23 protein-coding genes are annotated in these 23,180 nt (G+C 59.6%); 12 read left to right on the top strand and 11 right to left on the bottom strand.

The genetic code is table 11. The annotated features are described in order from the left end of the window. Positions 1–41 precede the first annotated feature (41 nt). Both AC1RO0_RS18350 and radA read right to left on the bottom strand, forming a co-directional pair. Entirely contained in the window at positions 42–653 is a 612-nt protein-coding gene (locus AC1RO0_RS18350; RefSeq protein ID WP_153366193.1) for a CvpA family protein, read from the bottom strand. 93 nt (positions 654–746) lie between these two features. After that, positions 747–2,150: a DNA repair protein RadA gene (gene radA / locus AC1RO0_RS18345; protein WP_498594261.1), complete on the bottom strand. Its 1,404-nt coding sequence runs from the start codon at positions 2,148–2,150 to the stop codon at positions 747–749. A 154-nt stretch (positions 2,151–2,304) separates the two neighbouring features. Between radA and AC1RO0_RS18340 the strand changes: the two genes are divergently transcribed. Continuing rightward, complete coding sequence (locus tag AC1RO0_RS18340) at positions 2,305–2,940, top strand: LysE family translocator (RefSeq protein ID WP_498594260.1); 636 nt, start codon at positions 2,305–2,307, stop codon at positions 2,938–2,940. A gap of 6 nt (positions 2,941–2,946) precedes the next feature. Here AC1RO0_RS18340 and alr read toward each other — a convergent pair whose 3' ends face one another. After that, positions 2,947–4,110: an alanine racemase gene (alr, locus tag AC1RO0_RS18335; protein WP_498594259.1), complete on the bottom strand. Its 1,164-nt coding sequence runs from the start codon at positions 4,108–4,110 to the stop codon at positions 2,947–2,949. A 113-nt stretch (positions 4,111–4,223) separates the two neighbouring features. Next, complete coding sequence (locus tag AC1RO0_RS18330) at positions 4,224–5,720, bottom strand: replicative DNA helicase (protein ID WP_498594258.1); 1,497 nt, start codon at positions 5,718–5,720, stop codon at positions 4,224–4,226. Positions 5,721–6,063: 343 nt separating this feature from the next. On the opposite strand from AC1RO0_RS18330, the gene AC1RO0_RS18325 reads away from it, so the two are divergent. The 3 genes from AC1RO0_RS18325 to AC1RO0_RS18315 are packed head-to-tail and all read left to right on the top strand — an operon-like array spanning position 6,064 to position 9,256. Then, positions 6,064–6,507, top strand: a complete 444-nt coding sequence (locus AC1RO0_RS18325) for a MarR family winged helix-turn-helix transcriptional regulator (RefSeq protein ID WP_174163061.1) — start codon at positions 6,064–6,066, stop codon at positions 6,505–6,507. A gap of 8 nt (positions 6,508–6,515) precedes the next feature. Beyond that, positions 6,516–8,174: an MFS transporter gene (locus AC1RO0_RS18320; RefSeq protein WP_498594257.1), complete on the top strand. Its 1,659-nt coding sequence runs from the start codon at positions 6,516–6,518 to the stop codon at positions 8,172–8,174. Between the two features lie 17 nt (positions 8,175–8,191). Next, a complete protein-coding gene (locus tag AC1RO0_RS18315) occupies positions 8,192–9,256 on the top strand; it encodes an HlyD family secretion protein (protein WP_498594256.1) in 1,065 nt (354 codons plus the stop codon). A 104-nt stretch (positions 9,257–9,360) separates the two neighbouring features. Here AC1RO0_RS18315 and rplI read toward each other — a convergent pair whose 3' ends face one another. The 4 genes from rplI to rpsF form a co-directional block, all read right to left on the bottom strand. Then, on the bottom strand, positions 9,361–9,942 hold the full coding sequence (rplI, locus tag AC1RO0_RS18310) for a 50S ribosomal protein L9 (RefSeq protein WP_498594255.1): 582 nt from the start codon (positions 9,940–9,942) through the stop codon (positions 9,361–9,363). Positions 9,943–9,962: 20 nt separating this feature from the next. Continuing rightward, positions 9,963–10,946 (bottom strand): DUF2232 domain-containing protein, encoded by a 984-nt coding sequence (locus AC1RO0_RS18305; protein WP_498594254.1) that lies wholly within the window; start codon positions 10,944–10,946, stop codon positions 9,963–9,965. A gap of 163 nt (positions 10,947–11,109) precedes the next feature. After that, on the bottom strand, positions 11,110–11,358 hold the full coding sequence (gene rpsR / locus AC1RO0_RS18300; protein WP_004122103.1) for a 30S ribosomal protein S18: 249 nt from the start codon (positions 11,356–11,358) through the stop codon (positions 11,110–11,112). 14 nt (positions 11,359–11,372) lie between these two features. After that, complete coding sequence (rpsF, locus tag AC1RO0_RS18295; protein ID WP_498594253.1) at positions 11,373–11,825, bottom strand: 30S ribosomal protein S6; 453 nt, start codon at positions 11,823–11,825, stop codon at positions 11,373–11,375. Between the two features lie 353 nt (positions 11,826–12,178). Between rpsF and AC1RO0_RS18290 the strand changes: the two genes are divergently transcribed. Further along, positions 12,179–13,357, top strand: coding sequence for a COG3904 family protein (locus AC1RO0_RS18290; protein WP_498594252.1), 1,179 nt, complete (start codon positions 12,179–12,181; stop codon positions 13,355–13,357). Positions 13,358–13,413: 56 nt separating this feature from the next. Here AC1RO0_RS18290 and AC1RO0_RS18285 read toward each other — a convergent pair whose 3' ends face one another. From AC1RO0_RS18285 to AC1RO0_RS18275, 3 genes are all read right to left on the bottom strand, one after another. Next, positions 13,414–13,830 (bottom strand): hypothetical protein, encoded by a 417-nt coding sequence (locus tag AC1RO0_RS18285; protein ID WP_498594251.1) that lies wholly within the window; start codon positions 13,828–13,830, stop codon positions 13,414–13,416. A gap of 367 nt (positions 13,831–14,197) precedes the next feature. Then, on the bottom strand, positions 14,198–15,031 hold the full coding sequence (locus AC1RO0_RS18280) for an FkbM family methyltransferase (protein ID WP_498594250.1): 834 nt from the start codon (positions 15,029–15,031) through the stop codon (positions 14,198–14,200). Between the two features lie 192 nt (positions 15,032–15,223). After that, positions 15,224–16,267, bottom strand: a complete 1,044-nt coding sequence (locus AC1RO0_RS18275; protein ID WP_498594249.1) for an aldo/keto reductase — start codon at positions 16,265–16,267, stop codon at positions 15,224–15,226. A gap of 195 nt (positions 16,268–16,462) precedes the next feature. Here AC1RO0_RS18275 and fabD point away from each other — a divergent pair, with 195 nt between their 5' ends. The 7 genes from fabD to gmk all read left to right on the top strand — a co-directional run bounded on the left by fabD (position 16,463) and on the right by gmk (position 23,167). Then, a complete protein-coding gene (gene fabD / locus AC1RO0_RS18270) occupies positions 16,463–17,404 on the top strand; it encodes an ACP S-malonyltransferase (RefSeq protein ID WP_498594248.1) in 942 nt (313 codons plus the stop codon). A gap of 26 nt (positions 17,405–17,430) precedes the next feature. Next, a complete protein-coding gene (gene fabG / locus AC1RO0_RS18265; protein WP_007702484.1) occupies positions 17,431–18,168 on the top strand; it encodes a 3-oxoacyl-[acyl-carrier-protein] reductase in 738 nt (245 codons plus the stop codon). A gap of 290 nt (positions 18,169–18,458) precedes the next feature. Beyond that, complete coding sequence (locus AC1RO0_RS18260) at positions 18,459–18,695, top strand: acyl carrier protein (protein WP_003502080.1); 237 nt, start codon at positions 18,459–18,461, stop codon at positions 18,693–18,695. 111 nt (positions 18,696–18,806) lie between these two features. Then, the gene (gene fabF / locus AC1RO0_RS18255; RefSeq protein ID WP_498594247.1) at positions 18,807–20,069 is read left to right on the top strand and encodes a beta-ketoacyl-ACP synthase II; all 1,263 of its coding nucleotides are present in this window, start codon (positions 18,807–18,809) and stop codon (positions 20,067–20,069) included. A 220-nt stretch (positions 20,070–20,289) separates the two neighbouring features. After that, positions 20,290–21,504 carry an endolytic transglycosylase MltG gene (gene mltG / locus AC1RO0_RS18250; RefSeq protein ID WP_498594246.1) on the top strand — a complete coding sequence of 405 codons (1,215 nt, stop codon included), beginning with the start codon at positions 20,290–20,292 and terminating at the stop codon, positions 21,502–21,504. Between the two features lie 109 nt (positions 21,505–21,613). Continuing rightward, entirely contained in the window at positions 21,614–22,501 is an 888-nt protein-coding gene (locus AC1RO0_RS18245) for a YicC/YloC family endoribonuclease (protein WP_498594245.1), read from the top strand. 3 nt (positions 22,502–22,504) lie between these two features. Next, positions 22,505–23,167 carry a guanylate kinase gene (gene gmk, locus AC1RO0_RS18240; protein WP_498594244.1) on the top strand — a complete coding sequence of 221 codons (663 nt, stop codon included), beginning with the start codon at positions 22,505–22,507 and terminating at the stop codon, positions 23,165–23,167. Positions 23,168–23,180 lie beyond the last annotated feature (13 nt).

Here is a 23,180-nt window from a genome sequence, read left to right as displayed (position 1 = left end):
TGGCGATTATCGCCCGGCGGGTCAAGCCTGTAAACGCACTGTTAGTTATTCGTTTGCGGCGCGGGTGCGTCGTCGGACGGCGCCGTATCGTTCGTCGCGCCACTATCCTGCGGCTGCGACTGCTGCTGGTTCGGCGCGATCTTGTTGATGATCTCGGCCGGAAGCATCGCCTGGACGTTCTCAGGCAGCGCGGACTTCAGCTTTTCGACCATCGAATCGAGGAAAGGCTTCGATTTTGCGTTGTTGACCCAATCAGGCCGGGCCGGCGGCGCGACCAGCCAGTTCCAGAAGGCCACGACGACGACCATCAGCAGCAGGCCGCGGGCGGCGCCGAACAGAAAGCCGAGGGTGCGATCCAGCGCGCCGATGCGGCTGTCGATGATGAAGTCGGCAATCCTGATGGTGATGAAGGAAATGATGATCAGCGCGATGAGGAAGATGACGGCGGCGGAGGCGATCGTCGCGATACGCGTGTCCGCCGTGTAGCGCAGCGCGTAGGGTACGAGCAGCGAATAGAGATAGTAGGCGGCAACGGCCGAGCCGCCCCAACTGACGATCGACAGGATTTCGCGGGAAAAGCCGCGCACCATGGCCAGAACGGCGGAGAACAGGATGACGCCGATAACAATACCGTCGAAAATCGTAATGGGCATGTATAATCCACTCCAAGACTTGCCATGCCAAGCATGGCTGCCATCGGTCTCACTATGCGCCTCTCTTGCCGTCAAGAACGGCTGAAGTAAGGCTCAGTCTTCGTCTTCCGCACGCTTGAGTGCGCCTTTCGATCCGGCAATGCGCGCCACCAGATCCGGCAGGCTATCGATCTCGCTCCAGCGTCCGCCGTTGCCTTTCGGCAGGTCGGCGGAGGCAGTCGGGAGAAGCGCTGCTGAAAATCCCAGCTTCTCGGCTTCCTTGAGGCGCTGGCCGGTGTGCGCAACCGGCCGGACGGCGCCCGACAGGCTGACTTCGCCGAAATAGACGCAATCGGCGGGAAGGGCAATACCGGCCAGGGAGGAAACCAGTGCAGAAGCGACTGCAAGGTCGGCAGCCGGCTCAGAAATGCGATAACCGCCGGCAATATTGAGATAGACATCGTGCTGGCCGAGCCGCACGCCGCAATGTGCTTCGAGAACAGCGAGAATCATCGATAGCCGCGCCGAATCCCAGCCGACGACGGCGCGTCTGGGCGTTCCGAGCGATGTGGGGGCGACCAGCGCTTGCACTTCGACCAATATCGGCCGCGTGCCTTCCATGCCGGCAAAGACGGCGGCACCCGGCGATTTGGAGTTGCGCTCGCCGAGAAAGAGTTCTGACGGATTGGCCACTTCGCGCAGGCCCATATCGGACATTTCGAAGACGCCGATCTCATCGGTCGGGCCGAAGCGATTCTTTACCGTGCGCAGGATGCGGTAGTGATGGCCGCGATCGCCTTCGAAATAGAGAACGGCATCGACCATATGCTCGACAACGCGCGGGCCGGCGATCTGGCCGTCCTTGGTGACGTGGCCGACCAGTACCATCGCGGCACCGGTTTGCTTGGCAAAGCGGATCATCGCCTGCACGCCGGTGCGCACCTGCGTCACCGTGCCGGGCGCGGATTCCGCAAGCTCGCTCCACAGCGTCTGGATGGAATCGATGATGACAAGATCCGGCCGCTTGCCTTCGGCGAGCGTCGCCAGGATGTCCTCGACGTTGGTTTCGGCGGCAAGCATGACATCGGTATCGGCGGCGTGCAGCCGCTGGGCGCGAAGGCGAACCTGCGCCACGGCTTCTTCGCCGGAAACGTAGACGATCTTGTGCCCACGCCGGGCAAGGGCCGCAGCTGCCTGCATCAGGAGCGTCGATTTGCCGATGCCGGGATCGCCGCCGACCAGCACGGCCGAACCACGCACGAAACCGCCGCCGGTCGCCCGATCAAGCTCGGAGATGCCGGTATAGATGCGCGGTGCTTCCTCGATTTCGCCGGACAGCGCCGTGAGTGCCACCGGGCGGCCCTTCTTCGGCACTTTGGCGGGGCCGCCACCGATGCCGCCCATCGGGTCTTCCTCGACGATGGTATTCCACTCGCCGCAACCGTCGCACTTGCCCGCCCAGCGATTATGGATCGTGCCGCAGTTCTGGCAGAGAAATTGTGTACGGGTTTTTGCCATCGGATGCTGTTCTCAATGTTCGAATGCTTCGCTCTTCAAAGCGAATCGCGATCGGCTGTCAGATAATGTCTTTCGCGGCCTATCAAAACTAATGATTTCCGCATCAACGGCGTTCGTGCGACCCTTATGCCAGCTTTTTGATGGATGATGACCGATGTTCGACTATTCGCTTGCACACTGGATCGCGTTTCTGTCCGCAGCGACATTATTGAATTTGTCGCCGGGGCCGGACATCGCCTTTATTCTTGGCCATACGGTCAGAAGCGGCATACGCTCCGGCTTCGCGGCACTGTTTGGCATATGGAGCGGCGCGTGCCTGCATGTGCTGATGGCGGCGGCCGGCCTGTCGGCGATATTGGCCGCCTCGGCGCTCGCCTTTTCAACGATCAAATGGGTCGGGGCCGCCTATCTCATCTGGCTCGGCGTTCAGGCGCTGCGCTCGAAGGGTGAGGGAGCCTGGATCAAGGAGACGGGCAAGACGTTGCCGTGGAGCCGGATCTATCGGCAGGGTATTTTCGTGTCGTTGCTCAACCCGAAAGTAGCGATCTTCTTTCTCGCCTTCCTGCCGCAATTCGTCGTTGAAGGCGCTGGCCCGGTCTGGGCGCAGCTACTGCTTCACGGCAGTCTCATCATCGTCGTTGCCGCCTTCATCGAGCCGCCGCTCATCCTTCTCGGCGGCCGCTTTACCGAGGCGCTACGGCGCAATCGAAGCGTCGGCTTGTGGCTGGATCGCGGGCTTGGCGCGCTGTTCGTGGCATTGGGCGTCCGCCTGGCGATCAGTACGCGTTGAGGTTGGCTACTCCTCGACCTCTTCGGCAACATACCGCCGCTCGTGCCGGAGCCCCAGGCTCGTCAGCATTTCGTAGCCGATCGTGCCGGCTGAGCGGGCCGCGTCATCAACCAGAATATTACTGCCGAAGAGTTCGACATAGTCGCCGGCGCGAACGAGATTGTCCGGCAGATCGGTGATGTCGAAGATGGTGAGGTCCATGGTGATGCGGCCGGCGACAGGAACCTTGTGGCCGGCGATGAAGCCATGGCCACCGGGCGCGCCGGTCTGGCGCAGCGGCACGCCGCCGCTCGACTGGCTGCGCATATAGCCGTCGGCATAGCCCGCGGAAACGATCGCCAGCCGGCTGTCGCGTGTCAACTGCAACGCCCGTCCGTAGCTTACGGTTTCGCCTGATTTCACGAAGCGGGTCTGGATGATCCGCGCTTCGGCGGTCGCGACCGGCCGCATCGGATTGGCGATGCCGGGAACTGCCTCGCCGCCGTAGGTGGCGATGCCCGGACGGGTGAGGTCGAAATGATATTCCGGGCCGAGGAAGATGCCGGCGGAATTGGCAAGGCTCGCCTCGATGCCTTCGAAGGCGGCGCTCACCTTGCGGAAGGCCTCCAGCTGTTGCCTGTTCATCGGATTGGCGGGATCGTCACCGCAGGCGAGGTGGCTCATCACCAGCACCGGCGCAAAGCTTGCTGGGCGGGAGACGTCGTCGGCCAGCGCCAGCGCGTCCTCCATCGGCAGGCCGAGCCGGTTGAAACCGGTATCGACCTGCAGCGCGCAAGGGTAGTCGCCATAATCCGAGAGCACCGACATCCAGAAGGCGAGCTGCTCTTCCGAGGCGATGACCGGAACGAGATCGTTTTCGAAGAAGACCCGTTCCATGCCCGGCCAGATGCCTGAGAGCACGAAGATGCGGGCATCGGGGGCGTAGAGCCGCAAGGTCGCGCCCTCGTCGGCGGTCGCGACGAAGAAATCGCGGGCGCCGGCCAGATAGAGCGCCTCACCGACATCCTCGATCCCGAGCCCATAGGCGTCCGCCTTGACGACGGCTGACGCGCGGGCGCGTCCCGAGCGGTGCGCCATGTCGCGCCAGTTCTCGACAAGGGCATCCAGATCGACTGTCAGTCGCAGGCCGGCGGCGGCGAAAGCGTCATTGTCGTCGAAACTATCTGTCATGAGACCGCCTGAACAAAAAATGGCCGGAGGGGACTATTGCTCCGGCCAGGATAGTGATCATCGCTGCAAAGAGAAAGTGCTGCACTGCACATATGTGCCGTGGGCGGCCTTCCTCAATGCTCTTCATAGGGGGAGAAGGACGGGTCGGCGAGGTCGGCGAAGCGCGTGAATTCCGACTGGAAGGCGAGCTTCACGGTGCCGGTCGGCCCGTGGCGCTGCTTGGCGATGATGACATCGGCCGTGCCCTTCACCTTTTCGAACAGGGCTTCCCATTCGGCATATTTCGGGTCGGCCGGATCGCGCGGTTCGGAGTTCTTGACATAATACTCCTCGCGGAAGACGAAAAGCACCACGTCGGCGTCCTGCTCGATCGAGCCGGATTCGCGAAGGTCGGACAGCTGCGGCCGCTTGTCTTCGCGGCTTTCGACCGCGCGCGAGAGCTGCGAAAGTGCGACGATCGGAACGTTGAGTTCCTTGCCGAGCGCCTTCAGGCCGGTGGTGATCTGGGTGATTTCCTGGACGCGGTTCTCGTTCGATTTCCCCGAGCCGGTCATCAGCTGAACGTAGTCGACCACGAGAACGTCAAGGCCGCGCTGTCGCTTCAGGCGCCGCGCGCGCGCAGACAGCTGGGCGATGGAGATACCACCGGTCTGGTCGATGAAAAGCGGCACCTTCTGCATCATCATCGAGCAGGCCACCAGCTTTTCGAAATCCGCATCGTTGATGTCGCCGCGGCGGATCTTCGACGAGGAGACTTCCGTCTGCTCGGAGATGATACGAGTGGCGAGCTGTTCGGACGACATTTCCAGCGAGTAGAAGCCGACGACGCCGCCGTTCTTCGCCTTGGTCGACCCATCCGGCTGCACTTCACCTTCAAAGGCGGCGGCGATGTTATAGGCGATGTTGGTCGCAAGCGATGTCTTGCCCATGCCGGGACGACCGGCGAGGATGATCAAGTCCGAGCGCTGCAGGCCGCCCATCTTGCTGTCGAGCGAATGAATGCCGGTGGAAATGCCCGACAGACCGCCATCGCGCTCCTTGGCGACGGCCGCCATGTCGATCGCCAGCGCCACCGCGTCGTTGAAGGCCTGGAAGCCGCCGTCGTAGCGGCCGTTTTCGGCAAGCTCGAACAGCCGGCGCTCGGTATCTTCGATCTGTGTCTGCGGCGGCATGTCGAGCGGCGCGTCATAGGCGATGTTGACCACGTCCTCGCCGATGGTGATCAGCGCGCGGCGCAGCGCAAGATCATAGATCGCGCGGCCGTAATCCTCGGCATTGATGATCGAGACGGCTTCGGTGGCGAGGCGGGCGAGATATTGCGCCACGGTCATGTCGCCGACCTTGTCGTCGGCCGGCAGGAAGGTCTTGATCGTCACGGGATTGGCGGTCTTGCCCATGCGGATGATATCGCCCGCCACTTCGTAGATCTTCCGATGCAGCGGCTCATAGAGATGGATGGGCTTCAGGAAGTCGGAGACACGATAATAGGCGTCATTGTTGACGAGAATGGCGCCGAGCAGGGCCTGCTCCGCCTCGATATTGTTCGGCGCCTCGCGGTAATGCGCTTCGGCGGGAGCAATGGCGGCAATGTTGCGCGCAGCTTCGTTCATTTTCCGTCTCTTCGTCTCTTGGTGTGCCGAATGGTTTGCGACGTTCCGGTGTCACGGTCAATTGCAGAAGAGCCTCAGCGTGGCGCGCGAGACGAATTCGCTCGCGCTATTCACGTTGTTCCACTCATCCACAGGGACAAACTCTCCGCAGTAAAAAAGTCTTTGTCGCTGGCTTGCAATGGAATTGCCGACACGCGAATCACTTATGCAGAATGTCTGATGACGATTTTAACTCAGCCCGCCCTGGCATACATCGGTAAACTGGCGGTCGCCCTTGTAAAAATGAAAAAATCCAGCTATTTCCTAGAAATAGGGTAGGTTTTTAATCATATAAAGTAGGTATATGCCGGGTCAGCCACAACGCCGAGAAATCTTCGACGAGCTTTCCGCCTTTAATCGGAAGCTTAGGGCGGCGTTCGACAGCCTGGTGCGCGAGCATGGAATGACATTGGCGAGAGCCCGGGTCTTCCATAAGCTGTCGCGCCGTGACGGCATCAATCAGCGGGAACTCGCCGACGAGCTTGAGCTTGAGACCCCGACGCTGGTCCGCATTCTTGACGCCATGGAGGCGCAGACCTTTATCGAGCGTCGCGCGGTGCCGTCGGATCGGCGCGCCAAGCAAATTTTCATGACGGAATCCGGAAAAGTCGTGGCCGCCGAAGTCGAGGCTCTTGCCAGTGGCGTGCGCGCGGATATCTTGCAGGGAATTCCGGACGAGGATATCGGCATGGCTCTCAAGGTCATCCGCGCCATGACTGCAAATTTGCAGAATGTGGGCAAGTCATGAGGTGACGTATGAGCGGTGAGCCAGGCCCGATCGCAAATGCGGAAGCCACCGTTGCCGCACCTGTCGTCCCAGCCGCTCCACCGCCCATGCCCGGCTGGAAGATGCTGCTCTATATCTCGGCATCCGTCATGTTCTTCCTGACGCAGGGCCTGGGTCTCAATCTCGCTCTTGCCAATCTCACGCAGATCCAAGGTTCGATCGCTGCGACGACCACCGAATCGGTGTGGTTGTCGGCCGCCTATATGGCGCCGAACGTCAGTCTCGCCATCGCACTGGTGAAGATCCGCATGCAGTATGGCGTGCGCAATTTCGCCGAGGTCAGCATTATCGGCTTTGTCGTCGCCTCGCTGCTCAATCTCTTCGTCTCTGACCTGCAATCAGCCGTCGTCGTTCGCTTCCTGAGCGGCATCGCCGCAGCGCCCCTCTCGACGCTCGGCTTCCTCTACATGCTGGAGGCCTTCGAACCGGCCAGGAAGATGACGATCGGCGTCAGCCTGGCGATGATGAATACGCTGCTGGCAGCACCCATCACGCGCCTTGTCTCGCCGTCGCTGCTCGATTATGGCGAATGGCGCGGGCTCTATACGCTGGAAATGGCATTGGCGCTGCTGGTGATGCCGATCATCTATCTGCTGCCGCTGACGCCGCCGCCGCGCGTAAAGGTCATCGTCTTCGGGGATATCATCAGCTATCTGCTGATCGCCATCGGTTTCGGCTGTCTGGCCGTCGTTCTCTCGGTCGGGCGGCTCTACTGGTGGCTGGAGGTGCCTTGGCTCGGCGTGCTGTCGGCGATCAGTATCGCCAGCCTGACGCTCGCCGCCGTCATCGAGTTGCGCAGGCCGACGCCGCTGATCGACGTCCGCTGGCTGCTCAGTCCGGCGATCCTGCATCTGACCGGCATTCTTCTGCTCTTTCGCATCATCTTCGGCGAGCAGAGCGCGATCATCATGACCTTCTACCAGAATGCGGTTGGCCTGCTCTATGACCAGCTCTCGATGCTCTATTGGATCATCCTGGTTTTCACGATTGTCGGCGGTCTCGTCTGCACGGTGCTGATGCGCTACGGGCTGAGCTGGCAGATCCAGTTTGCAGCACTCGTCATGATGGCGGCGGGCGCCTTCATGGATGCGCAGGTCACTACGCTGACCCGGCCCGAGCAGATGTTTCTCAGCCAGGCGCTGGTGGCGGCGGGCGCCGCCCTTTTCCTGCCGCCTTCCATGTCCGAGGGCTTCAAGGCGGCCTTTTCGAAAGGCCCGCCCTATCTGGTGACCTTCTTCGTGGTCTTCACCTTCACGCAGAGCATCGGCGGCCTGATCGCCTCGGCATTCTACGGAACGTTGATCGTCATCCGCGAAAAATTCCATTCCGCCGTGCTGACCGAGCGCGTGCTGCTGACCGATCCGCATGTCGCCCAGCGCGTCAGCCAGCTTTCATCATCCTACGGCAAGGTAATCGGCGACAGCGCGCTCCTGAAGGGCGAAGGATTGGCGCTGCTCGGCGCGCAGGTCACCCGCGAGGCCAACACGCTCGCCTATGCCGATGCTTTCCTGGTTGCCGGCGTAATCGCCGTCGTGTCGCTTGTCGGACTTTCGCTGCATGTGTTCTACCGCTTCATCAAGGCGCGGCTGGCCGACGATCGGCCGCAGACCGTGGCATCCAACCCCTGAGGATATGAAATAGCGCCATGTCGAGGCTCGTTCGCTCCCCCATCGAAGTCATTGCCGTTCTCGCCGGTGTCGGCGGCGTCATGCTGGTGCTTTACGCCTGGCACCTGCCGCCCTTCAAAAGCTCGGTCGAGACGACCGACGATGCCTATGTCAAAGGCTATGTCACCACCATCAGCCCACAGGTCAGCGGCTATATCACCGATGTCCCGATCAAGGATTACAAGCTCGTTAAGCAGGGCGAGGTGCTGACCAAGATCGACGACCGCATCTATCAGCAGAAGGTGGCGCAGGCGCGCGCGACGCTCGACGGCCAGAAGGCGGCGCTTGCCAACTCCCAGCAGCAGGAACAGGCCGCCAAGGCCGGCATCGCCTCCAGCCAGGCGCAGATCGACAGCGCCGCCGCCGGGCTGAAGCGTGCCCAACTCGCCTCGGAGCGTATAACGACGCTGGTTGCCAAGGGCGTGTCGACGACAAGCGATTCCGAGCAGGCGCAGGCAACGCTGCAACAAGCGCAGGCCGCCGTAAACCAGGCGAAGGCCGCCCTTGACGTATCGCAGCAGAACCTCACGACGATCATCGTCAATCGTGCTTCGTTGGAGGCCGGCGTCAGCGGCGCCGAAGCGGCCGTGCAGCTCGCCGAGATCGATCTTCAGAACGCGACCATTGTCGCGCCGCAGGACGGGCGTGTCGGAGAAGTCGGCGTGCGCCTCGGCCAATATGTGACCGCTGGAACGCAGCTTATGGGTCTCGTGCCGAGAGATATCTGGGTGATCGCCAATTTCAAGGAAACCCAGCTTGACGGCATGAAGATCGATCAGCCCGCGACGATCTCGGTCGACGCGCTCGGCCACCGCCGGCTCAAAGGTCACGTCCAGCGCTTCTCGCCGGCGGCGGGCTCGGAGTTCGCCGTCATCAAGCCTGACAACGCGACCGGCAATTTCACCAAGGTCGCGCAGCGCATCGGTGTCAGGATCAAGATCGATAAGGATCAACCGCTGGCGGATGATCTGGCGCCGGGCATGTCGGTCGTCGTTTCGATCGACAAGACTTCCCAGCCGGAAGTGGGTGTCAACGACGACTGAAGCAATCCCGGGAAACGTGCGTTTGGCTCGGCTTCTATGGCCGCAAAAAAGAAAGCCCGGATCGTGAGATCCGGGCTTTCCGATATCCAGCGATGGGCCGGAAATTATGCGTCGTCGTCTTCGGCGTTGCCGTCGGCTTCCGGATCGAAGAAGTCTTCCGGACGCAGGGCATCTTCGTCGATGCCGTAGATGGCGTCAGCGGAGGTGAGGGTTTCGCCCTTGGTCTGACGTTCGGCTTCTTCAGCGGAACGGGCAACGTTGAGCTCGACGGTGATTTCGACTTCGGCGTGAAGCCCGATCGTAACATTGTGCAGGCCAATGGCCTTGATCGGCGTGTTCATGTGAACCTGGCTACGGCCGATGTTGAAGCCTTCAGCAGCGAGGATTTCAACGACGTCACGGGCCGCGACCGAACCGTAGAGCTGGCCGGTTTCGCCAGCCGAGCGAACGACGATGAAGGACTTGCCGCCGAGAACGTCGGCAACCTTCTGGGCTTCGCTCTTGCGCTCGAGGTTACGGGCTTCGAGCGTTGCGCGCTCAGCTTCGAAACGGGTCTTGTTGGCGGCATTGGCGCGGAGTGCCTTGCCGAGCGGCAGCAGGTAGTTACGGGCAAAGCCGTCGCGAACCTTAACCACTTCGCCCATCTGGCCGAGCTTGGAGATGCGCTCCAGGAGAATGACTTCCATTTTAGTGTTCCTTTCAGATGTCAGATTTTCGTGTCTGGTTGTTTGGGTATTTCGGCATTCTTGTTCGGGGTGAGCGCGATCGCCTTACGCGTGTCGTAGAGCCCGAGAACAAGGATGATGAAGAGCGGCACCGTCAGCATCACCGACGTCAGGTAGGCGAGGATCAGCACGGGGATGCGCCAGTCCTTGCCACGCGTGTGGTAATGCAGTGAAGCGAAGCCGGAAACGATAAAGCCGGCGCCGAAGGCGCCAAGCGCGGCGGCGCCGATCAAGGCCGGGATGCCGCCGAAGAACATGGCGACGACCGCCGCGAGAAAGACGAAGATCGCATTGCGGTTCATGCGCAGCGCAGAGGGAATGTCCTCGCGCGGACGCAGATTGCGGCTGGAGGCCGCGACGACGCGGATGGCCATGTAATAGGCGGCCAGCAGCATCATGACCCAGATCATGCCCCAGACGAGGGGAATGGCGTAGAGCATCAGCGACTTGGTCTTCTCGATCACCGCCGGATTGAGCTGAAGCTCGGGCTGCGGCTGCTGGTTCATGACGGTGACATAGGCATCGACCACCTGACCGACGAGATCGGCGTTGTAGCCCATGATCGCGCCGACGATGACGATGACGGCGGCTGCAAGGCCGCAGAGATGCAGCATGATGTCCGAGAGCGGATACCAGGCCGTCAGATGCTCCGGCCCGCCGAGTTCGGAAGCCGGGCGCGCGAGATTGGCCAGATGGCTGAGCCAGGCGGGCACCAGCGCCAAAAGCACGGCGAAGAGCCCGAAAGACGGCGACTGGCCGACAGCACCGACAACGCCGGCCGCGACAACCGCGGTGATGACGGCGATGTTGCCCCAGCCAAGGCCGACAATGAGAATGGGGAGGGCGGACAGCGCGCCGAACAGGATGAACAGCAACGGCTGTACCGTCGCGCCATACACGAGTAAGGCAGCGGTAAGACCGGCGAGGGCGCCGATACCAAGCACTTTTGCGTTCAAATTCTTCACGTCGCTGTCCTGCTTCATGATCGAGCAGTTAGAGGATGCTTTCGACACTCAGGTCTGAAAGCCGTCCCCAACATGGGGTTTAGAGTTCCGATCCGCGCCCACCGCGAAAGGGAGAAGGGAAGGCACGAATGCCTTCCCTCAATTCATGCAGTGTCAGCTTGAATTAAGCGACGACGTAAGGCAGCAGGCCGAGGAAACGGGCGCGCTTGATCGCCTGGGCGAGTTCGCGCTGCTTCTTCTGGGAAACGGCCGTGATGCGGGAAGGAACGATCTTGCCACGCTCGGAAATGTAGCGCTGCAGGAGACGGACGTCCTTGTAATCGATGCGCGGCGCATTGGCGCCCGAGAACGGGCAGGTCTTGCGGCGGCGATGGAACGGACGGCGGACCGGTGCGGAGGAAACTTCAGACATTGTTCAAAATCTCCTTATACGCGGTCTTCGCGCGGACGGCGCGGACGATCTTCGCGGTCACCACGATCCGGGCGCGGACCACGGTCACGGTCGCCGAAGCTGCGCTCCGGACGGTCGCCATCGCGGCGCGGACGGTCGTCGCGGTCGCGCTTCTGCATCATGGCAGACGGGCCTTCTTCGTGCTTTTCAACAGCGATCGTCATGTAACGCAGGACGTCTTCGCTGATGCGCATCTGACGTTCCATTTCCTGGACGGCAGCGGCCGGTGCATCGATGTCCATCAGGGCGTAGTGAGCCTTGCGGTTCTTGTTGATGCGATAGGTAAGGGACTTGAGGCCCCAGTTTTCGATACGCCCGACTTTACCGCCGTTAGCTTCAATAACACCCTTGTACTGTTCTACGAGGGCATCAACCTGCTGTGCGGAAATATCCTGTCGGGCAAGGAATACATGTTCATAAAGAGCCATGATAGCTTCGCCTTTCTTGCGTTGATCTGAACCCGGGATTCGGCGGCTAAGCCTCAACGACTGCTCCTGACAGGGATAACCCCAAGCAAGAAAAGCGTTTCCGAGACGGTCGAGAGCGGAGACACGGGAGGCTGGAACGCTTCCGTTCCGACGATCTTCCCAAAGGAAAACCGGCCCTCCGTTCAGCCACCAGCCAGAAGACCGGGTTGCGAACAGGGCGGCTTATACGGATTTTTGCGGGAAAGGCAAGGGGAGGCCGCCGGTGAAACACATTTGGCTATGCGTCAGCGCGGCTTGTGAAACGATAACAGCTATGGAATTCATGCTAGTGGGGTCGTGCAGGGGTTGGGTTCGTGAATTTATCAAAAAGAAAGTTCGCTTTAGCAAGTCTTGCTTTTGGGCTTGTTCTCGTTGCGAGTAATGCTGCGGCAAGGCTGAGCTACGATGTTCATCCGACAGACGCTGGAGACAATTACATCGTAGTGACGGGCAAGTTTGAAGCCAATGACGACTTGAGTGTATTCCGCAACAGAGTTTTGTCCAGCCACGCCGTTTCCGTCAGCTTCGATAGCGGTGGTGGAAATGTCTACAAAGCCATGGAATTTGGCCGCCTGGTCCGCTCTTTGGGCTTGAATACCGTCGCTACGCGGGAATTGGTCTGTGCTTCGGCCTGTTCCTTGTCATTTCTAGGTGGGGTAAGGCGCGTTGCCGAGCCGGGCTCAATCGGCGTTCATAAATCCTCGTTTGACGATACCAGAGGAATGAATGTGGAGGACGCCGTTGCGGCCATTCAATTGCAGACTGCCGACGTGATCTCCTACATGAACGAGATGGGTGCTGATCCCAGCCTGCTGCAACTTGCTCTCAAATACGACAGCAATGATCTCAGGTATCTGTCATCGAGCGAAATGACGCAGTTCCGGGTGACGACGATATCATTCCAGGAATTACAGGCTTTTGAAGTCAAATCGTCATCGAATGAGTCCCCGGCGGCCAACGCGAATAAGAATGCGGCACCGAGTAAAAAGCCGTCGCTGCTGAAAATTCCGGTCGCTCGAAATGGACTTATTCAAGATAACCAGGGATCAGTCTCCTTAAAGGCGAGCCGCGATATGCAATCACGGACGATTGCGACTTTTGCGAATGGAAGCGGGGTGGAGATCGTCGGTCGCAACGGAGACTGGTACCAGGTGCTGATCGGCGACAAAGCCGGCCATCTGCGACGCACGTCGGTATGGGTGCGTGAATTCGAAGAAAACAAATATGGCAAGCAATATATTGAAATTGCCACTTATAAAAATTTTGCAGCCGCACGATCAGCCGTCCGAAAGTCCAGTACTCCCCTGGCCGTTCATCTGACTTCCGACGCGCTTTTTGCCGTCACCGTCAGAGGCGCTTATGGCAAGAATATCGATTCTCAGCTGTTCCAGCGGTTGAGAAAAAGTAAAGAGATCCCGAAGGGGGCTTTCATTACCTACGGCAATACATATGTCCGTGAAGTTTGTTGTGACACGTATGTTTCGAACCGGTGAACCAAGGTAGTTTCGTCGACCTGGCCAGGTGCAAAGCCGCTGGCCAGGTCGAGGGGTTATTCTTCTATGGAGAAGTCGGCGGTTTCCATCGGTTTGCCATCGACCGAGAATATGATGTTGTAGGTGCCGACGGGCCAATCATTGTTCGGCTTGGTGATCGACGAATTGACCTGATTTTCATTCGCTTTGATATCGAAGCTTACCTCGTCGATCTTGTAATTCGGCGGGGCCGCTCCGGCAGTGTCTACGGCTATCCAGGATACGGTGATTGTCGAGCCCGATTTGACGTCATCCGTCAGGTCCGCCGCTACGAATATTTTGGCGGTATCAGGGGCGAAAGTGTCTTCGGATGTCTCCGCGCCCTCGGTTGAAGAGATAATAATGTTTTCGAAGCCGTCAGCCCACGCGATAGACGAGATAGCCGTAGCCGCGCTGAAGGTGATTGCCCAGATTGCATGTTGGAGGCGACGCATTCCCAGAACCTCTCTGTTTGGGGTGTGTTCCGGTCAAATATCAGCTTCAATATAACGAAGGTTTAAAGCTGAGAATGGTCTAGCCTGTAATAATAGATATCGAGGTATTTTCTTTGGTGTGATGTAAATTGTAAGAAAATCTATCTTTCATACAATATATTTTGCAAATCTTTTAGATATAATATCTTGAATATATCGATCGCTGCCGATAAAATAACTATGAAATTGATAGTTGGTGGCGGAAATGGTCCTGCATCGGGTGGCGAGTGTCGCTGAGAGAATGCCGATGACAGAGAAATGCTATGGCGCAAAAAACTTGCGCGTCGGAGGCAGAGAAGCAGGCTTTCGCCTGCGATCCATCAGCGTCTCAAGATGACGGAGCCGCTATTTCAACTTTCTTTCCGTCCCGAAGCCTGTTGGAGACATACCAGCCGTCCCATTGTGAGAATTGCTCGAATACTCGCTTGTATCCCTTGCTCTCCAGCAGCCTTTGTATCGCTTTTTCCGTCTTCGGATTGTTCTCGACCGATATGAGATCGAATTGGCGATCGAAGCTGTAGGCGGACAATATGTCCAGCTCGCTGCCTTCCGTGTCGATCGACAGATAGTCCACGGTGGGCGGCGCCTGATATTTTTCCAGCAGATCGTCCAGGGATATGGTTTCCACCTGAATATGTTTTCCCTGGCTGCGAACGTCGGAGAAGTGGTCGCCCGTGGAAAAATCGGCGATCGCGCTCAGTTCGGGATCGGATGCATCGGTGGCGATAAACGTGACAATCTCGTTGGATTTCGAAGAGACGCATTTGTGCTCGATAGCGGCCGTTCTGTTGGCGGCGAGATCTGCGTGCCAGATTGGATTGGGTTCGGCCAGGATACCGTTCCAGTCGAATTTCTTTTCGAGCAGCCAAGTATTGCTGTTTTTCAGTCCGTTGGTTGAACCGAATTCCACGAAAAACCCGTTTCTCTTTTCCGACAGTTCAAAACAGACCCATAAATCCTGCATGATCTGGGCTTTGGATCGTTCGCGTCTCGCTAAGCAATAGCTAATAAACCTGACGTCTTCGTTTAAGATGATGTCTGATATCTGCGGCCGGTTCAGACGAATGGCATTGAATATCATCTTCTGCATAGATTTATTGCTGTGAAATCTATCGAAAATAGCTGCCATGCTGGAAAAAGTAAGTTTTCTTACATCGAACATTCTGACTATCCAGATGAGATTATAAGTCAGATCAGACTAAAGTAACTTTACGTATCGATCAATACTTATGCGCGACAATCAGGATACCGGCAGCTCTCATAGCGTGCGCAATGCAAAATCAGGCAGGCAACTATCGTCCAAGGCCGTCGTTGCGCCTCGCCCGAAAACGGGCAAGGCGCCTTTCGCTGGAGATTACATCGGCAGCGGATATACCCGATGCACCTTTTCGATCTCCGCCAGTACCTCTTCCGACAGCGTCACGTTGGCTGCGCCGATATCGGTCTCGAGTTGGGCAATCGACGTTGCGCCGATGATGACGGAGGCCATGAAGGGCTTGGTGAGACAATAGGCGATCGCCAGCTTGGACGGGTCGAGATTGTGCCTGGCGGCGATCTCGAGATAGGCCTTGACCGCCGGTTCCTGCAGCGGTTGCAGGCGGCCGCCGATGTCATGGTTGATGGAGCCGCGCGAGCCGGCCGGGCGTGCGCCGCCCACATATTTGCCAGTGAGGATGCCGCCGGCGAGCGGCGAATAGGCGAGAAGGCCGACATCTTCATGGTGCGACAGTTCGGCGAGATCGAGATCGAAGTGCCGGTAGAGCAGGTTGTATTCATTCTGCGTCGAGACGACGCGCGGCAGGCTCTTCTGTTCGGCGATCGTGAGGTATTTCTGAATGCCCCAGGTCGTCTCGTTCGATAGGCCAAGCGCGCGGATTTTGCCGGCCTTCACCAGCTCGCCCATCGTCTCCAGGATATCGGTGATATTGGCGACCACCTTCTCGCGGTCCTGGGTGAAGGGATTGTAATGCCAGTTCTGGCGGAAGTGGAAGTGGCCACGGTTCGGCCAGTGCACCTGGTAGAGATCGATATAGTCGGTCTTCAGCCGCTTCAGGCTGCTGTCGATCGCGGCGCGGATATTGGCGGCATCGGCACCCTGGCCGCTGCGCAGATAATCGCGGCCGGGGCCGGCAACTTTGGTGGCGAGAACGACATCCTTGCGCCTGCCGCTCTTTTCGAACCAGGTGCCGATATATTCCTCGGTGCGGCCTTGAGTCTCCGCGCCGACGGGCGTCGTCGGGTACATTTCGGCGGTATCGAAGAAATTGACGCCCTTTTGCAGGGCATAATCCATCTGCTCGTGCGCCTCGGCCTCGCTGTTCTGCGTGCCCCAGGTCATCGTGCCCAGGCAAATCTGCGAAACGGAAATGTCGGTGCGGCCTAAATTCTTATACTTCATGGGAAAACCTTGCGGATAACAGGAGCGTCTCTAAGGGGAAGGTCGAGCGAATTTAGGCTCGAATTGAGCAAGCGCAAGAAGAAAATTGACACATTTCGCAGACGCAAAAGCCGTTGGCTACGGGGCTCGCGCTATTGACTCCACCGCAAACAATGTCATTTGGGAACGAAACGACCCCATAGGAAGCCTAGTATAATGACTGTAGCCTTCACATTTCCCGGCCAGGGCAGCCAAACTGTCGGCATGGGCAAGGACCTCGCGGACAATTTCGCCGAAGCGCGCGCCGTCTTCGAGGAAGTCGATGAAGCGCTAGGTGAAAAGCTCTCCGACGTCATCTTCAATGGTCCCGAGGACAAGCTGACGCTGACGGCCAACGCCCAGCCGGCGCTGATGGCCGTGTCGATCGCCGTCATCCGCGTTCTGCAGGCACGCGGCCTCGACCTGAAGAGCAAGGTCGCCTATGTCGCGGGCCATTCGCTCGGCGAATATTCGGCTCTCTGTGCCGCCGGCACGTTCTCGCTTGCCGATACGGCGCGGCTGCTGCGCATCCGCGGCAATGCCATGCAGGCGGCGGTTCCGGTCGGCGTCGGTGCCATGGCGGCAATCATCGGCCTCGAGCATGCCGATGTCGTCGCTGTCTGCACGGAGGCGTCTGCCCTCGGCGCCTGCCAGATCGCCAACGACAATGGCGGCGGCCAGATCGTCATTTCCGGCGAGAAGGTCCCGGTCGAGAAGGCTGCCGAACTGGCAACCGCCAAGGGTGCCAAGCGCGCTATCCTGCTGCCGGTCTCTGCACCCTTCCATTCGTCGCTGATGGCGCCCGCCGCCGAGGCGATGCGCGCGGCACTCGCCGACGTCGCGAAATCCAATCCGATCGTACCGCTCATCGCCAATGTTCGCGCCGCTCCGGTCACGGACGCCGGCGAAATCGCCAATCTGCTGGTGGAGCAGGTCACCGGCCAGGTGCGCTGGCGCGAGACGGTGGAATGGTTCGCCACCCATAACGTGACAACATTGTATGAGCTCGGCGCCGGCAAGGTGCTGACGGGACTTGCACGGCGCATCGACAAATCGGTGAACGGCATCGCGGTGAATTCGGCCGCCGATATCGATACCGCGCTCGCAAGCCTGCTTTAAGAACATTACGGAACGAGGAACACCACATGCTTGATTTGACCGGCCGCAAGGCCCTGGTAACCGGTGCTTCGGGTGGTATCGGCGAAGAGATCGCAAGGTTGCTGCACAAGCAGGGCGCCATCGTCGGCCTGCACGGTACCCGCGTCGAGAAGCTCGAGGCGCTCGCTGCCGACCTTGGCGACCGCGTCAAGATCTTTCCGGCCAACCTGTCCAATCGCGAAGAGGTCAAGGCGCTTGGCGTCAAGGCGGAAGAGGAGCTCGGCGGCGTCGACATCCTCGTCAACAATGCCGGCATCACCAAGGACGGTCTTTTCGTACGCATGAGCGACGAAGACTGGGATAGCGTGCTGGAAGTCGATCTCACCTCCGTCTTCCTGCTGACGCGGGAGCTGACCCATCCGATGATGCGCCGCCGCTATGGCCGCATCATCAACATCACCTCCGTCGTCGGCGTCGTCGGCAATCCTGGCCAGGCCAACTACTGTGCGGCCAAGGCCGGCATGGTCGGCTTCACCAAGTCGCTGGCGCAGGAAATCGCAACCCGCAATGTGACGGTCAATTGCGTCGCTCCGGGCTTCATCGAGAGTGCCATGACCGGCAAGCTCAACGACAAGCAGAAGGAAGCGATCATGGGTGCCATTCCCATGAAGCGCATGGGCAACGGTGCCGAAGTCGCATCTGCTGTCGCTTATCTCGCTTCCTCCGAGGCGAGCTACGTCACCGGCCAGACGATTCACGTCAACGGCGGCATGGCGATGATCTGAAATGGAAAAGTCTATTGGTGGGAACTTTCCCTCCAATAGCATGTTGAGCAACGCAGAACCGGCGATTTTCTGGCTTTGCGACGGACTTAAACCGTGTTAAGCGGGCCATGACTGTGAACAGTCGCCCCGAAAATGCAGAAGGACCGCGTCGCGTTTAAGGCGGCTGGGCCGGATCTCAGGGCGGGGTTGAACAGATTTGCCAGCGGCGCCAATAGGGGCGTTGCAGGCTTTGAACAGGGTAGGGATGTCAAACGACATTCTGATCAGGATATAAGGTCGAGGAAACCGACATGAGCGATATCGCAGAACGCGTAAAGAAAATTGTTATTGATCATCTTGGCGTTGACGCCGACAAGGTTGTTGAAGGCGCTAGCTTCATCGACGACCTCGGCGCTGACTCGCTCGACACCGTCGAACTGGTCATGGCCTTCGAAGAAGAATTCGGCGTTGAAATTCCCGATGACGCAGCTGACTCGATCCTGACGGTCGGCGACGCGGTAAAGTTCATTGAAAAGGCCCAGGCCTAATCATTTGCACTTTGTGATGGGCGGGCTCTCTGAGTCCGCCCTATTTCGTCCGGCGATGCCGGGCGCTTTCTATTCATACGCATGGCATAAGAGGACGGGGGTCTGCAGGCGATGAGACGTGTCGTTATCACGGGTACCGGCATGGTATCACCTTTGGGCTGTGGCACGGAGGTGTCCTGGTCGCGCTTGATCGCCGGACACAACGGCGCGCGTCTGGTAACGGAATTCGAGGTCGAAGACCTCCCCGCAAAGATTGCTTGCCGCGTTCCGGTCGGCGATGGCAGCGACGGCACCTTCAATGCCGACGACTGGATGGAGCCCAAGGAACAGCGCAAGGTCGATCCTTTCATCATTTACGGCATGGCAGCGGCCGACATGGCGTTGGCCGACGCCGGCTGGCATCCGACGTCGGATGAAGACCAGATCGCCACCGGTGTCATGATCGGTTCGGGCATTGGCGGCCTGGAAGGCATTGTCGAGGCCGGCTATACGCTGCGCGATAAGGGTCCGCGGCGCATTTCGCCCTTCTTCATTCCCGGGCGCCTCATCAACCTTGTTTCCGGCCAGGTCTCGATCCGCCACAAGCTGCGCGGTCCGAACCACGCCGTTGTCACGGCCTGTTCGACCGGCGCGCACGCCATCGGCGATGCGGCCCGCCTGATCATGCTCGGCGATGCCGACGTCATGGTCGCCGGCGGCGCGGAAGCTCCGGTCTGCCGAATCTCGCTTGCCGGCTTTGCCGCCTGCAAGGCGCTGTCGACGGACTATAATGACGATCCGCAGAAGGCTTCGCGCCCCTACGACCGCGACCGTGACGGCTTCGTCATGGGCGAGGGCGCAGGCATCGTCGTTCTGGAAGAACTGGAACATGCCAAGGCGCGCGGCGCCAAGATCTATGCCGAAGTGGTCGGCTACGGCCTTTCCGGCGACGCCTATCACATCACCGCGCCATCCTCGGACGGCGAGGGCGCGTTCCGCTGCATGACATCGGCGCTGAAGCGTGCCGGTCTGGCGCCAGCTGATGTCGACTATATCAACGCGCATGGTACCTCGACCATGGCCGACACGATCGAGCTCGGCTCCGTCGAGCGGCTGGTTGGCGACGCAGCTTCCAGGATCTCGATGTCCTCGACCAAGTCGGCGACCGGCCATCTTCTGGGAGCTGCCGGCGCGATCGAGGCGATCTTCTCCGCGCTTGCCATTCGCGACAATATTGCGCCGCCGACGCTGAACCTGGACAATCCGGAGCGCGAGACGGCGATCGATCTCGTTCCGCACAAGGCCCGCAAGCGGGAGATCAATGTCGCATTGTCGAACTCCTTCGGGTTCGGCGGTACGAATGCGTCACTTGTCCTGAGGCGCTATCAGGCATAATAAACTGCGCATATAAGTCCGAAAGGCAGAGATGCTTTTCGGCAAGGTTGTGCGCCGCCCTTGAATGTTACCGCGTCTTTCGCGCATCGACGATGCGTTCGCGGTAATGTCTGATCGGTCGAAAGCGGAGCTCCACCGGGCTCCGCTTTGTTTCCAGAACCTGCTTTTTGCCGCATTGCTTGGCCAAACAGCAGGCGACGACAAAATGAAGGGATTGCCGGTGAGCGATACGAATCAGAGCAACGGAACTCCGAACGGGCAGAAGGGGCCGATCATCCCGAAATCGGCCAACGAGGCGCTGCGTCCGGAGCGTGTTCCGGATCCGCCGAAGCGCTCCCGCAAAGCCCGCAGCCAGATGGTGATCTTCCTGAACTTTCTGATGACGCTTGTGGTCTTCGTCATCGTTCTCGCGATCATCGGCGCCTATTACGCCATCTCCGCCTATCAGAGCCCCGGCCCGCTGGCGACCAACAGCAACTTCATCGTGCGCAGTGGCGCAGGCCTTGCCGAAATCTCCAATCGGCTGGAAGCCAACAACCTCATCTCCGACGCCCGCATTTTCCGCTATATGACGGCCACCAACCTGCATGACGGCGAGACCCTGCGGTCCGGCGAATACGAGATCAAGGCCGGCGCTTCCATGAAGGACATCATGGAACTGCTGAAATCCGGCAAATCGATCCTTTATTCGGTCACCCTGCCGGAAGGGCTGACGGTGCGCCAGATCTTCAACAAGCTGCAGGCTGACCCGGTACTGGAAGGCGAATTGCCGTCGGCGCTGCCGGCTGAAGGCAGCCTGCGGCCCGACACCTATAAATTCACGCGCGGCACCAAGCGGACGGAGATCGTCCAGCAGATGGCGGGTGCGCAGGAAAAGCTGGTCGATCAGATTTGGCAGAAGCGCGATCCGAACCTGACGCTTGCCAACAAGCAGGAATTCGTGACGCTCGCTTCGATCGTTGAGAAGGAAACCGGTCTGGCGGACGAGCGCGCCCATGTCGCCTCCGTCTTCCTGAACCGCATTGGCAAGGGCATGCGTCTGCAATCCGACCCGACGATCATCTACGGTCTCTTTGGCGGTGACGGAAAGCCGAGCGACCGCCCGATCTTCCAGTCGGATCTGAAGAAAGAGACAGCCTACAACACCTATATCATCAAGGGCTTGCCGCCGACGCCGATCGCCAATCCGGGCAGGGACGCGCTGGAAGCCGTTGCCAACCCCTGGAAGACGCAGGACCTCTATTTCGTTGCCGACGGCACCGGCGGGCATGTCTTTGCCGCGACGCTGGAAGAGCACAATGCCAACGTCAAACGCTGGCGCAAGCTCGTGGCGGAGAAGGGCGAAGACCCGAGCGCGATCGCGGTCGACGGTCAGCCTGACGATGGCGGCGCTACCACCGGTTCCGGCACACAGCAGAAAAAGAAGACGAACTGATCCTTGGCCCGTACCGTGCTTTCGATGGGACGCACGGGCGGACTCACTTTATATTCGTCCGCAATGCGCCGGTTTAGGCGGATGAGGACTTGAATCATCGGAGGCTTGCATGGTGCTGCAGTCCATGACCGGTTTTGCCCGGCGTGAAGGAACGAGCGGGCGCTCTCGCTGGGCATGGGAGCTGCGGTCGGTCAACGGCAAGGGCCTCGACGTCCGCCTGCGCCTGCCGCCGGGGCTGGAGCGCCTGGAAACAGATGTGCGCAAGCTGATCACCGACAGGTTTTCGCGCGGCAATCTCCAGGTTGGCCTCTCCGTATCCGGCGACGAAAGCCGGGTCGAAGCCGTGGTCAATCAGGATGCGCTGGCGACCGTGCTGGCTTTGCGTGATCAGCTTACAGGCGTCATAGATCCCGCGCCGTTGCGGCTGGACACGCTGCTCGGCATCCGTGGCATCGTGGAATTCAAGGAAGCCGAGGAGAGTGAGGAAGTGCTCGCAGCGCGAGATGTCGCCATCATGGCAGGTCTCGAAGCGGCACTTGGCGATCTCAGCGAGATGCGCAGCCAGGAGGGCCGCGCACTTGGCCAGATCCTGCTCGGTCACGTCGCCACGATAGAGGTGCTGACGGCGGTAGTGGAGCGCGATCCGTCGCGCTCGCCGCAGGAGATTGCCACGAAGCTTGCCACACAGGTCTCCATGCTTCTGGACGGTGCTGCCAGCCTTGATCGCGACCGGCTGCATGCCGAGGCCGCGCTGATCGCCACCAGGGCCGATCTGCGCGAGGAGATCGACCGGCTGAAGGCGCATGTCGTGGCCGCTCGCGACCTCATCGCCAAGGGCGGTCCGGTTGGACGCAAGCTTGATTTTCTTGCACAGGAATTTAACCGGGAATCGAATACTATCTGTTCGAAGTCGAATTCCGCGGCGGTCACCGCCGCCGGTATCGAATTGAAAGTGGTCATCGACCAGTTCCGCGAACAAGTCCAGAATTTGGAGTAGGCCATGAAGCCGGCGATATCCACATCCATTCCAATTGCCCGCCGGGGGCTGATGCTGGCTATTTCCTCGCCGTCGGGCGCGGGAAAGTCAACGATCGCACGCACGCTGCTCGACACCGACAAACATGTCGGCCTTTCCGTCAGCGTCACGACGCGGCAGCGTCGGCCGAGCGAAATCGCCGACGTGCACTATCACTTCGTCTCGCAGCGGGAGTTCGAACGGCTTCGTGATTCCGATTCGCTGCTCGAATGGGCCGAGGTACATGGCAATTTCTACGGCACGCCGCGCGAGCCGGTGGAAACGGCGATGGCCGAAGGCCGCGACATGCTCTTCGATATCGACTGGCAGGGCGCGCAGCAGCTTCAGGAGAAGATGCCCGCCGATGTCGTCTCTATCTTCGTACTGCCGCCGACCATGACGGAGCTGCAATCGCGCCTGCACCGTCGCGCCGAGGATTCTGAAGAGGTGATTGCCACGCGGCTTGCCAATTCGCGATCCGAGATCGCCCATTGGCGTGAGTATGACTATGTCATCATCAACGACGACCTGAATGCCGCCTTCGACGCCGTTCAGTCGATCGTGAAGGCCGAACGCCTGCGCCGCGACCGTCGCCACGGCATGTTCGATTTCGTACGTGGTCTCCTGGAAGAAACGCCGAAGCTCTGATCCCGATCGGAAA

It is taken from the genome of Rhizobium sp. GW821-FHT14E12, from assembly GCF_058803745.1.
The sequence above is the reverse complement of the archived record's forward strand: the minus strand, read 5'-3'. Positions and strand labels throughout refer to the sequence as shown.